At 56.8% G+C, this 17,718-nt stretch carries 10 protein-coding genes; all 10 read right to left on the reverse strand.

Features of this window, described 5'->3' with window-relative positions:
- Positions 1-43 precede the first annotated feature (43 nt).
- Positions 44-2,974, reverse strand: coding sequence for a response regulator (locus tag AB1644_10135; protein MEW6051404.1), 2,931 nt, complete (start codon positions 2,972-2,974; stop codon positions 44-46).
- Complete coding sequence (miaB, locus tag AB1644_10140) at positions 2,971-4,296, reverse strand: tRNA (N6-isopentenyl adenosine(37)-C2)-methylthiotransferase MiaB (protein MEW6051405.1); 1,326 nt, start codon at positions 4,294-4,296, stop codon at positions 2,971-2,973. Before miaB ends, AB1644_10135 begins: the two co-directional genes overlap by 4 nt.
- Before the next feature lie 206 nt (positions 4,297-4,502).
- Entirely contained in the window at positions 4,503-6,740 is a 2,238-nt protein-coding gene (locus tag AB1644_10145; protein MEW6051406.1) for a M1 family aminopeptidase, read from the reverse strand.
- Positions 6,741-6,939: 199 nt separating this feature from the next.
- On the reverse strand, positions 6,940-9,318 hold the full coding sequence (locus tag AB1644_10150; GenBank protein MEW6051407.1) for a hypothetical protein: 2,379 nt from the start codon (positions 9,316-9,318) through the stop codon (positions 6,940-6,942).
- A 307-nt stretch (positions 9,319-9,625) separates the two neighbouring features.
- On the reverse strand, positions 9,626-12,100 hold the full coding sequence (gene lon / locus AB1644_10155; protein MEW6051408.1) for an endopeptidase La: 2,475 nt from the start codon (positions 12,098-12,100) through the stop codon (positions 9,626-9,628).
- Between the two features lie 121 nt (positions 12,101-12,221).
- Positions 12,222-14,909, reverse strand: coding sequence for a DEAD/DEAH box helicase (locus tag AB1644_10160; GenBank protein ID MEW6051409.1), 2,688 nt, complete (start codon positions 14,907-14,909; stop codon positions 12,222-12,224).
- Positions 14,910-14,941: 32 nt separating this feature from the next.
- Complete coding sequence (locus tag AB1644_10165) at positions 14,942-15,205, reverse strand: hypothetical protein (GenBank protein ID MEW6051410.1); 264 nt, start codon at positions 15,203-15,205, stop codon at positions 14,942-14,944.
- Between the two features lie 226 nt (positions 15,206-15,431).
- Positions 15,432-16,163, reverse strand: coding sequence for a TonB family protein (locus tag AB1644_10170; GenBank protein ID MEW6051411.1), 732 nt, complete (start codon positions 16,161-16,163; stop codon positions 15,432-15,434).
- 177 nt (positions 16,164-16,340) lie between these two features.
- Positions 16,341-17,069, reverse strand: a complete 729-nt coding sequence (locus AB1644_10175) for a TonB family protein (protein MEW6051412.1) — start codon at positions 17,067-17,069, stop codon at positions 16,341-16,343.
- Positions 17,069-17,716 carry a biopolymer transporter ExbD gene (locus tag AB1644_10180; protein ID MEW6051413.1) on the reverse strand — a complete coding sequence of 216 codons (648 nt, stop codon included), beginning with the start codon at positions 17,714-17,716 and terminating at the stop codon, positions 17,069-17,071. The genes AB1644_10175 and AB1644_10180 overlap by 1 nt, the downstream gene beginning before the upstream one ends.
- Positions 17,717-17,718 lie beyond the last annotated feature (2 nt).

The following is a 17,718-nucleotide window of genomic DNA, read 5'->3' on the forward strand; positions in this document are numbered from 1 at the left end:
AGGTCTTTAATCGCTTGAACTTGCGCCGACCAATATGAGACTGCTACTTGGATTTAGCGGCCGCCGTAATGAGGTCGGTCAACTGCTCGATGCGAAAAGGTTTGTAGAGTACGTCGGAAATCCCGCTGGACGTGAGGGCGGCGCGATCCAGATTCGCTTCCCATCCGGTCACGAGCACGATGGGCGTATCGGAATGAAGCTTGCGGATCTGACGCGCCACTTCGATTCCGGACATATCCGGCATGGCCAGGTCGGTGAGTACGATGTCGAATCTGCCGGACACTGCCCGGCGAATTCCTTCCTGCCCGGACTGTGCCGTCACGACGGCATATCCGAGCGACTGACACATAGCGGCGATCAAGTCAAGTATAACCGGCTGATCATCGATGGCCAGTACTCGAACGGCAGACTCGCTGCCGGATCTTTCAGCCGTTGATGACTCCGATACCGCCGGGAACTTGAATGACAGATAAGCAGGCGACGGGGAAACGCGGTCGGCTGCAAAGTAGCAGACACCCTGGGCAACATGTCGCAGAAAGACATCCCCCGGGTGATCGCGGAACGCCTGCTCGGCGATCTGATATTGACCGAAATCGGCTACTCGCTCGACCGGAGGGAAATTGCGCCGATGGCGCGAGATGTCGAGATAGACGTACTCTTCTTTTGCATAGGTGGCAATGGTGATGATATCGTCATCCGCTGAGACCGCCGCAAATCGATTGAGTAGTTCCTCGAAGAATTCCGTCAGAGCCTCCTCCGCAAACGGCACGGGCCCGATCTGAGACGTTCTCCGGCTGATCTCGCGCGCTTTCCCGCCCGCCAGGTAGAGCCCCGCGGAGACATGGAGACGGCCGAGCACGGCCGAAACGATGTCATTCAGTGTTGGAGTTGGATGAGCACCGGCGGCGCCGGGACTCCCACCCGAATGCAGCGGTGTCACAGCTTCTTTCACAATAGCGGCCGCTCGCTCAGCTTCATCGACAATACTCACCAGCTGCAGACGTACATCACCGGCGAGGTCCTCCCGTTGCGAGGCAAGGTCCGCCGTGCCTATTACTGCCGACAGATGATTGTTGAGTTCGTTCACTGCCTGAGCCAGCCGATCATCGACCGGCATCTCGGACACAAGTGCCATTGACCTCTTCCTGGTCGCCTCAACCGAAAGCAGGAACGAATAGAGATAGACCGCCAGCGTCAGCAATCGCTCCCACTCCATTCGCTCGGCATCGCCGATCCCCCGAATGAAGACGACCAGGAGCCCGACTGTTTTATTGTCATGCGTGACCGGGCAGACAGCCGCAAAATCGGCCGGCCCCTCTTCACCGAACAACTGCTCAAAGACATTTCGGTTGGTTTGGTCCATGCCGGCAAGTCCGGATTCGACGCTCTTGCGTCCGCCGGCGAACTGTGGTTGACGGTTGACCGCGGCCTGGCCGATCAAGCTCTCGCCGGGCTGAACGCACAGGTCCCCCATATCGATTCCGGCCAGAGCAGGGACGGCCGAATGGTAACTTCCCTTGTCATTACGGACGAGCATCAGCAGCAATGACCCGATTGGAAGCAGGTCGGACAGATGACGGGACAAAAAGGTGGGATCGGTGTCAAAGGAGAGCACCCGGTCACCGGCGCGGAGCAACTGCAGCACCTTTTCCAGACCAACACGGCGCGCAAGATCCCGTCGCGCCATGGTCTGCTGCCCCATGATCAGTTTGCCCAGCGACGCCATCAAGCTGAGTGTCTGCAGGTCCTTTTCATCGACTGAGAACGGTCCAGCCTCGCGCCGGAGCATCAGGGCGTCGATGAGGTCATCGCCACCGATCGGAAACAGCAGGGTTGAGCGCGTCACACGACTTCTTCCCCCGCTGTCCACCGCCTCCTGATTGATCACGAGGGGCTTCCTGCGCTCCAGCGCTTCAAGAAGCGCCACGCGGTAGTTTTCGGTTAAGTCGTCAATCGCTTCGCTGCCGCCATGAAACACCAGCCGGGCGTCGCGAACACCACCCAGGAATACTTCGGAACTCCCGAACATGCCCACGATCGATCGACAGAACTGGACGATGGGGTCGATACTGCCGTAGGCTCGCGAGGCGGCCTGCAGTCTTTGCACGAGCTCCTGGTTATTCAGGGTGGCGGTCTCGCTATCCTGCCTGAGAAGCGACATCTCTCGCACCAGGCGTGCCGAGTGAATTTTCTCGGACAACCAATCCGCCACCGGGGCGAGTGAACGCACGTCACTCCTTCCGAACCGATCGGCCTGCTCTGACAACAGCAACAGGACGCCAATGTTCTCAATGCCGGATGAAAGGGGCAGAATCAGCGTCGACCTGAAACGTATCAGCTCTGAGTTGCCCGGTGCGGCGCCGCCGTCAATGGAGCCGGCAATGGCCGGGTCCCCGAGTTCTATAGACTGGCGCACCATGGGAATGTCCAGTGAAAGATGCTCCAACGCGGCGATTTCCGCTTTGGAGAGTCCGTGCCAGGCGCCGAGGATCAATTGTCGCTTCGTGCGATTCATCAGGAATATCGCACCGACGCAATTCGGCAATGGAACAAGAACCTCCTTGAGTGTCATATTCAACAGTTCAAGCAACTGGTGGCGGTGGCGGCCATCCTGCTGAAGGTTGGTGAGCACACTGAGGTGTGTTTCTCGAAGCTGCAACTCCTGTTCTTTGTCCCGGTGCAGGGTTTCCCGCCGGCTCAGGGCCATGGCGATCAGGGCAAGAGCTATCGCCGCTATCAGGAACTGGGCCAGGTCGATCAAGGGATATGCGGTGACTACAAACCATGTCCGATAGTCTTTCACCGCCTCCGCCCATTGCCACGACGCCGCCAGGAAAAGCAACAGTGCACCCACCACGTACAGCACTCGTCCGGCCAGGTCAATTGTGGCAGCTATCCGCAACCGCCAGGCTATATAAGCGAGAAGAAGCAGTACCAGCAGTGGTGCCAGTATATTGGGAAGTGCCGCCGTCATGAATTCGATGCCACCAAGTCGCCGTGCAGGGTGAACGCGTCAGCAGCCGTGATCTTGATCCGAACGATATCGCCGGGTTTCGTTCCATTGGAGGACCGAAAGAGGGCCGTCTTGTTCCCCTCGGTGCGCGCCCGCAGATACTCCTGCGACCGGCGCGAGAACCCTTCCACCAAACCGTACCTGGTTTGAGCCAGTTCGCGCTGGTTCCGCTTATAGCTGATTTGCTGCTGAAGTGCAATGAGCTTGTTGAGCCGACGGATCTTGTCCGCTTCGGGTACGTCGTCCTCATATCGCGCTGCAGTTGTTCCGGGTCGGACCGAATAGCGAAACATGAAGGCGCTATCATATTGCACAGCCCGTACGGCTGCCAGAGTCTGCTCGAACTCGTTCTCCGTTTCCGTTGGAAAACCGACGATCAAGTCGGTCGTAATAGCCACGTAATCGAGCTTTTTGCGGATGTATTCGATGATCTTCAGGTAGTGCTCGACGGTGTACAGCCGGCCCATCTTGCTCAGTACGCGGTTGTTTCCGGACTGCAACGGCAGATGGATGTGCGGCAGCAGTTTGGGCTCATCGGCCATGACTTCGACCAGCCGTTTGGACAAGTCCTTCGGATGGGACGTCATAAATCGGATTCGTCGGATCGGCGTTTCGCCGGCCACTCGAAGGAGCAGGCCGGGGAAATCGAGGTCATGGTATCGATAGCTGTTGACATTCTGCCCGAGCAGAGTGATCTCAACCACGCCCTCATCCGCCATTCGCCTGACGGCATCGACGATATAATCCGCCGAATGCGCCCGCTCTTTGCCCCGCACATACGGTACTATGCAGTAGGTGCAGTAGTTGTCGCAGCCACGGGAGATGGTCACAAATCCGGAGAACGGTGTCTCTTTGATGGGTTGAATCTGATCCAGGTTTTCGTGACCGAACGCGGTCATGACGGCCGACGTCCCCTCGATTCCTTCGATGGCATCGGGCAACTCGAACAGCCGGTCAGTCCCCAGTACAAAGTCCACGTGCGGTGCTCTCCGCATCAGCTCCGATCCCAGGCGCTGCGCCATGCAGCCAACCACCGCGACTTTGAGCCCGGGCCGAGACTTCTTGTAGTGGTACAATTCCCCAAGCCGTCCGAATACTCTCTCCTCCGCCTTCTCACGCACCGAACAGGTGTTCAGGATAACGAGATCCGCCTGGGATTCGTCCTCCACCCGGCGGTACCCGCGGGTGGTTAGAGTAGAAGCAAGAGTGGACGAGTCCGCCAGGTTCATCTGGCAGCCGTATGTCGAGATATGGAATGTCTCAGGACGAGAACTGTTGTTCATCGCAAAATCCCTTGGCAAGTATCCTGTCGCGCCCGGCAACTGGGTCCAATGAAAGGGGATTTGGCCAACCGCGCAACATAATTTGAAGCCGCACCAAGACCCAGCGGTTCGGCTCCGAGGCCGCCCAAAAAAACAGGGCCCTCGATTCATCGAGGGCCCATACAGGCACTTCGCCAGTCAGCCAATAATAGACGTGCCCGACATTTTCACGGCACGCAGCCGATCACCGGCGGCGGTCCGGAAAAGAAGAGGTAATCCACAAGGAGTGTCAAATCGGCGATGTCGACCGCGCAACTGGCATCCATGTCCGCCAGGTCAATCACCACGGGCGCCGGCCCGGAGAAGAACAGATAGTCGATCATCATTTGAAGATCTGAGATGTCCGTGGTGCCGTCCATATTCACGTCACCCGGCACCAACACCCGGGGCTCGATCCGGATCGTGAACTGCGATGAATCGGACGCTCCGCTGTTGTTGTCCGTTACCCTCACCAGGAATGTGAAATTGCCGCTGTCGGCGGTCGTGCCCGAGAGTATTCCCGTGGAACTGAAGGTGATGCCCGATGGAATAGAGCCGGAAGCGATCACAAACGAGCGGTTAGCCGAGCCGCCGCGCGCCAGCACGGTATCGTTGTACGCGGTATACTGAAGGCCATCGGTCAATTCCGAGTCGAGCGTCACGATATGCAGAGTCCAGCTCGCCATGCCTGCATTCTTGAGCACCCACCCGGCGGGATCAAGCGAGACGTTGGTAACGCTGTTGGCCACGATGTATTTGAACAGTTGCTGGCGCTGGTTGATATCGGCGACCACCGTATCCGATGACGCCGCCGCGTGGTCCACGGCAAAATCAACCGGCATCCGAAACACCTGCGGGTTGGAGGTCTGTGTCTGCTTGACGAAGATATACACGTAGTAGCCGCCGCCGATCCTCGCCTCGCTGTACCACTGATACTGATAGGTTGGGCGGAGCGTACCGTATATCCAGTCCTGGATGAAATTGTGGATATTGACGCCGGTCGCGGCCTCAACCACGTCACGGAATTCTTCAGTGGTAGCAGAGCCGTGCTGATACGGCGAGTTGTACCACGCGGTCATGGCATCAGCGAATTCGGCTTCGCCCAAAATGCCGCGCAGCATGTGCACCACCCAGGCGCCTTTGTCATAGACAATTGAACCAAAGATGTTGTTCACTGAGCTGGTGTCACTGATGTAAATGGTGCCTCCGCCGCTATAGGCCATGCCGTTCATGTAGGTGTGGTAGGCCGACCAGCCGTCGCGATTCAGATAATACACTGCCTCGCCATACGAGGCGAACCCTTCGTTCAGCCAAATATGCCCCCATGACTTACAGGTGATCATGTCCCCCCACCATTGATGCGTGAGTTCATGCACCACAACCGGCTCGGAGAACCCGAATGACGAACCGGTCATGGAGGTCATGGTCTGGTGCTCCATCCCACCACCCCATTCGAAATTGGAATGGCCGTATTTCTCGGTCAGGAATGGGTACGGTCCGAAAGTCTGTGATAGCAGACTAATTGCCTGAGGGGTAATACCGTAACGCGGCAGAGAATACGTGTACTGCGCGGGGTACACAGCATGCGTGAGCAGCATGGAATCCTGGTTGCCGTTGTAGCGGTACCAGTCATGCCATACCGTGTAGCGGGAGATAGCCACCGAAAACAGATAGGTGACCATGGGATAATGGACCGAGTAATAGTAGGTCTTCGTATTGGCGCTGGTGGCAATAGTCGAATCGAGTGACCCGTTGGATCCGCAGTAGAAGCCGCTGTCGACTTCGATTGCGATCTTGTAGGAATCAACCTTGTCGTCCGGACGGTCCTTGCATGGCCACCAGGTACGCGCGAAGTACGGCTCCGAAAGCGAGCTGATCACCTTGGATCCATAAATGTTGATGTCGAACGAGAAAGCCTGAAAGCCCCCCTCAATCGGATGCCCCTGATAATAGAAGTCGAATTCGAACTGCTGGCCGGTGTTATACGTCTGGTCCAGGGTAACTGTCACCACGTTCCCGAGGCGAGTATAGGCAAGCTGACCCGTGGGCGCCACGATTGAATCGATCACCATGTTGGAATACAGATCGACTTCCACCTGCGACACCCCGTTCTGGGCGGCCTCGGCCACGAATTTCACCCGGCCGTAAAGAATCTCGGTCGTATCGTTCACGCGGATGTAAATGTCATGGAATTTGACATCGTAATTGGTTTGCGTGCTGGCCGGCACCGCCTGTACGGCCTGTTCGGCGTATTGCTTGTTCAGAAGCGCACGCGACTTGGCTTCCCACATCTGCTGGTGGAGCTGGGCAGGCGTGGCGCTGCTCCAGTCACCCGCGGATTCGGACGGCTGTGACAAGGGGATATCAAACGTGAGGAACAAAAGAATTGTGAGGGTGAGGAGAATACGAAGCCTTCCGGCGATCATGCTCACCGAGTACCTCCAGGGTGTCATAGGTTTACGCCCAGCCTGTTGTCTTGTACATCGGGCGCTCTGAAGTAATCCTGAATAAGATAACGAAATTCCCGATTCTGTCAACCATTCGATACGTCGGTCGGCTGACCGGACAAAACGAGCGCGCCCGAGGTATCCCCGGGCGCGCTTTGTTTCATTCTGACTGAGCAACTCAGTATGGGTTGCCGCAGGGAATCGGACCGCCCTCCCACAGGTACAGCACCATGTAGGTCAGGTCGGCAATATCCACCACGCCATCACAGTTGCAGTCACCGACAATGTACTCCGGGCGCGGCGGTGACTGGTTGCTGAAGAGGTACGACACATACTGCGTTATGTCACTAATATCGAGCACGCCATCCCAGTCCATGTCGCCGTGGAACCGCCAAATGCGCAGTTCCAACACCATCTTCTGCGGACTGTTGGATGCGGTCGGCGCCTCGACGTAGAACGAATCACGATAGGTGCCGAGAGTCAAACTACCCGGGCTCACAAGCCCACCTATAGACCCACGCACGTTACCGGACGTCGCGGTGGGTTCGAACCAGGGTATAGTCTCAACGAAACTCCACGGCATGCATCCGGGATACACATTCTGGATGTCGGTCGCAATTGGGAACGGTCCCGAGTCTTCCTGACGCGGCGTGATAATGGTGGTGCGTGTTATCGACATGACCGGTGTCTGATCGCCGGGTATCTTGTTGTATTCGACTATGACATATTGCGGCGAATTGATGGCATTCAGGGCCGAGAACATGATCGTGTCGTAGTAGGTACCAAGCGGCAGGTTGGTAACTCTGGCCGTCGCATAAAACGTAAACGGTGCGTTGACCTGAGTGGCGTTTAGGAAAAACAGGCTCGATTCGTAGGTGGCGGTCACGGTCAGCGGATTATCCGCACCGAAATTGGCGAGGACGGTGAAATCCGAGGGCACGCTTGTCGAATCGGAACATTCATAGACATTCAAATGGATCGTGTCTCGACTAAAGTGCATGATCGCCGGATTATTGACCACGTGGAACTGGAATACGACCGGGAACGGAGAATTGCTCGCTTCGTTGGAGACGACCCAGAGCGTGTCGTACAGGTTCTGGCCGGCGAGCGCACCGGTCAGGTCGAATGACACCTGCACCGTCTGCGGTTGCGTACCCGACGACGGCACTGCGCCAACGATGCGCGACGAACTCTCCTGGATGGTGAAGTCATACGTACCGCCACCGGCATTGTGCACATAAATGTCCCGCGGAGGGGGCGTGGTCGACGGCAGATCGACGATGATGTAATTGAACGCCGAGTCGACGGCGATAAGCGGCAAGTCAGAGGCTATCGTCAGCCTCACCGGCACTTTGACCGAATCGTTGGTCGCGTTTGGATCCGTGACCAGGATCGTGTCATAGTAGATGCCGATCGGCAGACCGGTGATGTCGGTAGTCACCACCACCTCGCCGGAATTCACGCCTGAGGTCGGATTGAGCGACAACCAGCTTTCGGTATGCGTTACCGACCAGTTCAGGGTCCCTCCCGCACCGTTACTGATCGCCAGCGTGTCGGGGGCAGGATTGGCACCATTGACCAGCGCGTTGAAGAAAAAGGCCGTTGGATTCACAACGATAAGCGACGGCGGCGGCGTAACAGTGAGTTTAACGTACACGAATTGCGGGCTGTTCAGCGCCGGCGGCGCATCGACCTGGATGGAGTCAAAATAGACCCCTGTAGTCAGACCAGTGATGTTTATCGTCACCAGGATATTTCTCGGAGTTGTTCCCTGTATTGGTGCCTTGGACATCCATGTGGCGTTCTCGGTTAGCGTGAAGTTGAGCGGCCCGGCGCTTGATGTGATGTCGAAATTCTGGCTGGCCGGATTCGAGCCGCCTTGAATGGCCGAGAATACGAGCGTATCTTCGGACAAGACAATGTTGGCCGGCGGCACGTAACCGGTGTCGAAGATCAAATAGCAGTGCGGGCCGTCCCACTCCGGAAACCTGTTGATTCCGCCGGAAGCCACCCATTTCCAGGTGCCGCCGGGGCGGAAAAAGGAGGAATCGATACATAGATGGAGATTGTGGGACGCCGTATGAACTTTGTGGGCCGTCACCGCCCAGGCGGTGTCGTTGAATCCGGGCGGCAGACCCGGCGAGGAGATCTTCGCACCGAGAAAGGCGATCGTGTCCGCATCCAGCCCGTCGTTGCTGAATCGATTGATCACATATTGCAGGTCGAAATTCGCCTTGCTCAGGATCGCCTGGCCCGGCGTGGGGTCACCGGGGCGCCAGCCCAGGGTGTCGCCGGTGCTGCTGTCCCATACCGCGCCATCCGGCGAATAGACGCGGAATCCGTTACTGACGGCAAAGTTGAAGCTGTCGTTCCTAAGGCGGAGTATCCACCGGACATCGTTGCCGGCCAAAATCGTATCAGGCCCCTTCAAACCGTAGACGCGGTCGAGCGAGATCGTAAAATAGGGTGAGGCGGGACTCGGACCGGATTGTCCGGACACGGATGCCACCGCCAGCACGAGGACGCCGACCACGGCACACAGCACGTGCGACTTCATATCATTGCCTCCATGCGCAGTATGGTTCTTGCACTGTTTATCGTATGGCGTTTTCTCATACAGTTGGCGAGTCATTCATCGCGCCGTCACCACCCGCCACCGTCAACGATTGCGATGTACGATCTCCCGGACCGGAGCTCACACGCTCTGGGGTGTGACTGCCGCTTACGTAACAAGAAAGTAGTCTGTAGGACACAGGGACCCTATACGTCGTCCTGTTAAATATACCCTGCATAGAGGGCGTATGTCAAGCCTTTATTGACTGTGCTGTGTCAGAGAATCGTTAGCGTGACAGGTGTAAAGTGGATCAGCGTTTTCGTTGCGACCCCGCAGCGACGCTGCGGTTCTTGTGCGTGCGGGTCCGGCGGCGGCGCGCCCGCGCGATCTCGCGCGCGAATATTTTTTCGAGCGTATAGGTAGACGGCGTGTAGTTAAGCAAACACAACTCAAACAGTTGATCCACCCGTTCGATGAAATGGAACTTTGTTTTGCGAACAATATCGCGAGGAAGTTCTTTAATGTCCTTCTGGTTCTCTCTCGGCATCACGACATTAGTAATTCCGGCGCGGTAGGCGGCCGAGACTTTTTCCTTGATTCCGGCCACCGGCAACACCCGTCCCCGCAGAGTTACTTCACCGGTCATGGCGATATCGTTGCGGATGGGACGTTCGGCCATAACCGACGCGATCACCAGACACACGGTCACACCTGCAGATGGTCCGTCCTTGGGGATTGCTCCCGAAGGAAAATGAATGTGAATGTCAAACTCGTTGAAATCATTAGAATCGATACCGAGTACATCAGCTTTAGATCGAACGTAGGAATGGGCCGCTTGAATCGACTCGCGCATGACTTCGCCCAGTGAACCGGTGGTGATGATCTGCCCCTCCCCTTTCATCTTGAGCCCCTCGATGAACATTAACTCCCCACCCGCCCCCGTCCAGGCCAGGCCCGCCACGTACCCGATCTCCGGCTGCTTTTCGATTTTTTCTGGAATGAACGTCGGCGTGCCGAGGTACGATTCGAGGTTCTTTTCGGTGATGTGCCAGGAATTCTTCTTCTTGTCCGCTTTCTCCAGAGCGATCTTGCGGCAGATCTTCTCGATCTGTTGCGAGAACCCCAGCAGGCCCGCTTCCTGGGTGTAGCTGTTGATGATCCGAGCCAGAACCTTCTCGTTCACCTTGAACTCGGATTTCACCAGCCCATGTTTCTTGAGCAGACTCGGGATGATATACCGCTTGGCGATGACGATCTTCTCGCGCTCAATATATCCGGGCAGATCGATGATTTCGAGACGGGGAACGAACTGCTCCGGGATCTCTTCGAACGAGCGCACCGAGCAGATGAAAAACACCTTGCTCAGGTCGAAGGGGATGCCGATGTAGCTGTCGAGAAACCGGGCGTTCCGACGCGGGTCGATTACTTCGAGAAGGGCCATGTTGACCGATGAATCATTGTCAACATTGAAGTAGTCGATGTCCTCGATCAAAATGACGGGGTCGCAGGTGCCGGCTTCGCGCAGCGTGCGAAGGATCTTCCCCGGACTCGCGCCGAGGTACGTGCGGCCCGACCCCTTAATCTCGGCAACGTCGGTGATACCGCCGGCGGAAATGCGAATGAACTCCTTACCGAGTGCGCGGGCGATCGCTTTCGCCAGCGAGGCTTTGCCGGTGCCGGGAGCGCCTATCAGACAGAGAGTCGGACCTTCATCAACACCGCCAAGAAGCTTTCGTACCGACAGCCGCTGGAGAATCTGCTCTTTGAGCGCCACCGGGCCAAAGTAATCCGATGACAGGATCCGTTCGACGTCAGATATCTGGTACTCCTCGGCAGAACATTTCCCCCATGGCAGGTTCAAAAGCCAATCAAGATATCCCTTCGTAGCGCCGTATTCGGCTGAGGCCGGCGACAGCTGCCCAAGGCGGTCGATCTCGATACGGGCGCGCGCGATGACTTCGGCCGGAAGATCGGCGGCATTCTTGACAATATGTCTGAATCGGGCGGCGTCTTTTTCCTCGGTCGGGTCTTCCCCAAGCTGGCGCCGGATCTCATACAACTGCTGTCGCAGGAAATATCGTTGCTGCTCCTCGGCGATCCGCTTCTTTGTGTTCTCGTTGATGTTCAACACTGTGGCCACGCGGTTCAATTCGCCGTTCAGATAGAACAGGAGCCGCTCATAGCGTAGTTCGAGTGTGGCCGCCTCCAGTAGTTCCTGTTTGGCCCCGAGCGAGAAATGGAACAGCGCCGCTACGCGATCCGCCAGAAGCGACGGTTCTTCAGCGTTCACTTTGAGGACATTTGACAACTCCGGAGAGTAGATCGGGTCGAGGTGCGTGATCTCGGTGACGATCGAAATGACCTCCTCCACTCGTGCTTTGATATTCTTGGCCACGTACGGCGGGTCATCGATACCGTACACGGTCCCCTTCATGAACGGCGTGGTGCCGGTGATCTGATTGATCGAGGCGCGGCGGATCCCTTCAAGAGTCACCATTTTGGAGCCGCGCGGACCATCCTTGACGTCACGAATCGCGGCAAACACGCCCACCTGCTGGATCGGTGACTGGTCGGGTGTGGCTACCTCGGCATGAGAATAGGAAGCAACAAACTCCCTGGCACCGTTTGAACAGTGGGCAACAAGTTCAAGGTTCTCAGGTCGACTGACCTGAACGGCCAGAATCATCCCCGGAAACAAAACCCCGGTCATCAGGGGCAGAATCGGGTATTCCGCCTCGACATCCGAAGTGACGATCGGCAACTGGTTGCGGCTGCGAATGATCATACTGGTGCCTTAGCCATCTGTATCGGCTAAGTGACGCTATTTCAACAGCAAAGATCGTCCCGCCGGTCCGGTTGTCAATCGGAATTCTGCCCGTCAATGGTCAGTTGCAACCGACCTGTCGTCAGAGACTTACCTGCGCATTCGAACGACTCTCGGATACCCGTGTCGCCGGAACCAGTTGCCGTAGTTCATAGTCGAAGTGGTTCCGCAGATTCTCGAAGTTGATGACGATCTTGTCCGGTTCGACATCCAGCCGGTAATAGCCAAGCCGGTTGTTTTCGAACACGGGCCAGCTTGAGCGCAGACCAGTGTACAGTTCGCTTTTCATCCGGTACAAATACCGCGCCTGGTTGAATCCGGACTCGATATCCTCTTTGTATATCCAGCCGCCATCGCGGTTGGCGCGGGCCCAGGCCAGCTTGGTGAAGTACTTAAACGATTTGCCAGTTAAACGAAGCGGCACGCCGTTGATTTTCACCAGATACCGGTCGCCGGTCATGCCACCATCGATCTCAATCGAGTCCGGCTTGGAACCGATCATCTCGCACGAGGTCATGTAGGGTGCAGTCATGGGGAGTTCCTCCTTGATTGATTTGAGTAGTTCTTTAATTATGTCTGCTTTGCTATTGGATGATAAAAGCTTCGTAAGTTCGTCGCTTGAAAGCTCCGCGAGCGCTGAGAGTTCCTCAATCCCCGCGGCGTGGAGTTTTGCGAAATCGCCGCGCCGAAGAACACGGCCAAGCTGAACGTGCATCTCCTCCATTGAGACCGGCAGCCCGTGTTGCAGACTGAAGGCATGCTGGCGGAGCGACAGAATGATGGGGTCACTCCGGTCGACCGTTTCGAGGAGTGCGGCAACGCCGCGAACCAAATGCGCGGCGGTCTCGCCAAGATTGGTCAGTTGCCCCAGATGCAGTTGATACCGTTCTTCCAGACGCTGGACCGGGACAAGACGACACCAATCGTCGAGCGCCAGAGTTGCCTTGAGCATAGCGGCGGCCCGGTACGAAAGCGGCTGGCGACGGTGGCTGCCCGGCAAAAACTCGCCGATCTCTTCAACCGCATGGTCGAAACGCTGGTAGAGCGTTTTCACGGCACTGTTGTCCACCAGTTCCCGTCGTGTCAGTATGCCGGCCGGAATGGTCCAGTCCGGCGAACCGAGCGCCAGCGCAGTCCAGCCGAACGGCGTGGACGGGCGATTGTTCGCCATTCCCATCAGAAGGTGCAACCCCTCGCGGCAACTAAGTCCGTTTCGCGCGATGGCGGCACCGACAGGAGTTGCCGCAATGTCACCGTCGTCGCCATGCCGGACGACAAGGCCGTGTTCAGCCAGACGCTCCAGCACGGATAACCAGGAAATGGTGAGCGGCTCACCCCCTCTGTTCCGGAAGGTGTGCACCAGTAGCCGCTCGCAGTCATTTGTCCGTCTCACGAGGCCGGAGACAATCATCGAGAGGAGCCAATCCTCCTGCGGCATCGAATCAAATGCCGAAGACAGCGTGCCGGTTGACTGGTCATCGATATAGTGCCGCCAGAGCAGTTCCTGATCGAAGACCGATTCGGCCAGCACGACTGCGCGTCCGGGTCCGGAAACGGCCATGCCGAGACGCCCGGCGCGACCGGTCATGTTGTCGAATTCCGCCCGCGAAATCGGTATCAACCCGGGGCGTTCGCCGTAAACGCCGGAAGTGAACTTGACTGTCTCCAGAAAGACGGTGTCGGCCGGAAGGTTGACGCCCAGTGCCAAAGTGGTCGTGGAGAACAGCACTTTGATCTCTTTGCGTATAAACGCCTGCTCTATGGCCGCGCGCTGGTCCGCCGACAAATCGGCATTGTGAAAGGCCACCCCGTGTGACAGGGTTGAATGTAAAGAACGAATCAGGAACGACGGTTCTTCATCGAGCAAGGAACTCAACGCGCTCTCAGCCGATGGCCAGTCCACCATAGCGGCCAGACGGAACGCCAGATCGATAGTCTCCCGCCGCGATTTCACGAACACCAGCGTGGAGCCGGGCTGTTCTTTGATCTGTCTCAGGATCGCCGCGTCTGAGTTCTCCCCGCGTTCGGTTTTCAGAAACGGCTCCATTCCATCGCTGCCGTCGTTGTATGAGCGGTATTTGAACTCCCCGTTGGTGGCAACACCCCGGATAAGGTCGACCGGCCGGGTCGTCTCGGCAACCACCTCGGCATTGAGCCAATCTGCCAAACGTGCCGCCGAGAGATCACCGATAACCGCTGAAAGCCCCAGCAGCGTTGGCCGGTAGGTAGCAGCGACGATCTTGGTGAGAAGTCGCTCCAGGAGCGCCCCGCGGCCCGGCTCGGCGATCATCTGAAGTTCATCGACCGCCACCAGCGCCACGTTGCGGAGCGCGTCCAACGAGGCGGTAAGCAGCAGATCGAGCTTTTCGTAAATGGCAATCGCAAGTTGATAGTCACCATCAGCGAAACGCCGATCGTTCTCCGGGTGGTCGCCGGTGACGATGAGGCAATCGACCCCCAGCGATCCAAACACGGTGCTTGCACGGCGGAATTTTTCTTCCGCGAGCGATTTCAGCGGATACAGCAGGATAGCCTTCTGCCGCGACGCAATTGCCCTGGCTGCCGCCAATTCGGCACAGAACGACTTGCCCGACGAAGTAGGCGCAGTGACGATCAAGCTTCTCCCCGGGCCGGTCTCGCCGGGGTTCCCCAAAAGTCCTTTGCGCACCGCTTGCCGCTGAACCGGCAACAGGGTCTCCCCTTGCAGCTCCTTCCATACAGCCAGCAGTCGAGCCGGAATACCGTATCGCTCAAGATCACTCAGTCTCATATCCGCGCCTTTTCTGACCCCGCCTCATTTCTTCATCCACCACAGGTCCCGAACCCGCACGACGGGCAACTGAAACAGAGCCCAGACCGGATCAAACCGCTGCCGCAATCCGGGCAGGTGCCGGCATTGTGAAAGCAGAAGTCCTCATCGTGGTAGGCGGGCGCCGCCTCTATTTCATTGTCCAACGCCACCAGATACCGGCCAATCATCGTTTTGCCCGGAGCCGAATACACAACCGAACCTCTCAGCCCCTGCCCGGAGAACGAACTCCCTGTGTCCATGCTGAAATCCATCATGGCCTTCTTCCTTTTCGCCTAATGCTCGCTGATTATATCGACTTGAACGAAGAATACTGCACACTTGTGCAGTTGTCAAGAGGAAAATGTTGGATTCTCCCGGCCCAGAAATCGCCCCTTGGCGGACAACGAGTTACCGATGCTGCCCGGGAAAAAAAACGGCGCCGATTGTCTGAAACCGGCGCCGTCGTGCTGAAAAGTGGATTGAATCAGAGGCTCGAAAGGATCACTCTGTCAGCACAAACTTCACCCGATAGGATACCCAGCATTTGACGGGATACCCGTTCTGAATCCCGGGCTTGAACTTGTTCTGATGCGCGACTCCAAGCGCCGCGTCGTCCAACACCACGCTTCCAGAGGTGCGATAAACAAATGCATCTGCAACATTCCCCTGTTTGTCGACAAGCGCCCTTATCCAGACTGTCCCGCTTATGCCGGCCAGCCGAGCCATCCGGGGATATTCGGGCTGAACCTCCAAAACGAACTCCGGTTCGATCTCAAGGATGATGAGTGATTCCGGCGATGGAAACGCGTCGGCGGCGGCCCCCGGGACAACAACACTGCCCGCCCCAAAGTCAGAATCCAATCCTGTCCCAATAAGAGCCCGCAATTCCAATTGGCTCGGAATCTGCCCCAGGTCATCTGAAAGCAGATCATCATCGACAGGAACCGGAATGCCTCCTTCGACCACCGGTCTGGCTGGATTTATGGGCTGTACTTCCGGCTTTTCCAGAATCACGGTCGGCGTGGGTAATATCCACGCGGAGACTGTGTCAGCGGTTTTGAGAGGCTGAATCACGAGCGGAGCCTCCTTTGTCATGACCAGACCTGATACGCCTACGATCAGTGCGGTGAAGAGAATCACGAGCCCTTCTGCCAGGATCATGTTTTTCTGATACGCCGCTTTGAGTTCGTATGCACCGTAGGCGAGATACAGTGTCGAGTTGGATGATGTCATAGCCTCAGACCTCCTTTCTGCCCTCGGACCAAAACAGTCCTTTCAAGAGGATGACGTTGAAGCACTCTACTTTGATTAGTGACTGGACGAAGATTCCTTCCCGAAAAACGGAAAATGAAAGCGGCATCGCTGGTGATAGCGACGCCGCTGAAATTGGCGAATTGCGAATAGCGGGGGTCAGTCGGTCAGTTTGAACTCCACTTTGTACGTGACCCAACAGATTACCGGACGGCCGTTCTGAATACCTGGTTTGAACTTGTTCTGGAAGGCCGTCTTCACGGCCGCCTCGTCCAGCGATGGCGTGCCGGAGGATTTGCCCACTTGAGCGTCACGTACATTCCCATCCTTGTCGATCAGAGCCTTTACCCACACTGTACCGGCGAGACCAGCCTGTTTGGCAAGCCGAGGAAACTCCGGTATAACTTCGTGAATCATCTCAGGCTGGATTTCGACCGGCACAAACTCATCCGGTCGTGGAATGTACTCTTCCTCCTGGATGTCCACTACGACATCGCTCCCCTGCGAGGCGCTGATATCGGGCGCCACAATCTCTGCCAGTTCTTCTTTGGTTGCCAGCGTGACATCCTCATCCGCCACCTCTTCGTCGGCCACCGGTTTCGGGATACCGATCTTGGGAGCGGCGACGTTTGCCTCAGGCACCTTCACTTGCGGGGGCCGTTGCGTAATGGTCGGCGGCGGACCCAGTTCAGCTATGGTCTTGATGACCGTCGGTGCGCCATATACCTTTTCACCGGACCGGATGGCCGTTACGACCCAGACTACTATTAGAACCAACACGACCAGCGCAATAACCGAGCCGGTCCCCAACATGAAGTTCTTCTGGTACCTCGATTTCAGTTCATACGCACCGTAAGGCGAGTACAGGGCTTGGTTTGCGTGTGCCATTACATCTCACCTCGATTCCGCGCGGCCGCCTGTGCCTCAAGCATAATGTTGTCGTCCCGCTCTTCCCACTCTCCCATAGCATAACGATAGGAGAATTTCTGGTCCGACGGAATCTGGTCTACTTTTACGCCAAGCTGCTTGGCCGTATAGGCGTTCCAGGAACGCTCGATCAAGTCAATCTCATCCAGAATATTCACCATATCGTTATAGGTGGCCTTTCTGTTAATTAGAACAAGCGTGCTGAGCTTGGAGTTCTCCCGGTTGAGATTGACCAGAAGGTGCTGCAGCGAATCCGAGTTCAACTGGTAGATAACCGAATCAGGCTTGTTCCGGTCGCTCGGAATCAGCTTTGGTAAATTCTCCGGAGTAGCCCGCCTAAGATGCCACCAGTATCTGCCCTGTTCGTCAACACGAAGGGTCAGTAGATTCGACTCTGCGATGTCAATGACTGTATCATCCTTGGGCGGCAGGTTGATTTCCATCGCCTGCGGCATTGCGAACACCGTGGAGACCATATAAAATATCAGAAGCAGAAAGGCGATATCGACCATCGGCGTCATGTCGATACGGATGGCGACACGGCGTTTGGGACGCCTGAGTCCCTTCTTTCCACCTTTTTTCTCTCTCTGTACTACTTCGCCGGCCATGC

This window comes from Candidatus Zixiibacteriota bacterium, from assembly GCA_040753875.1.
In the GTDB taxonomy this organism is placed as follows: domain Bacteria; phylum Zixibacteria; class MSB-5A5; order GN15; family FEB-12; genus DATKJY01.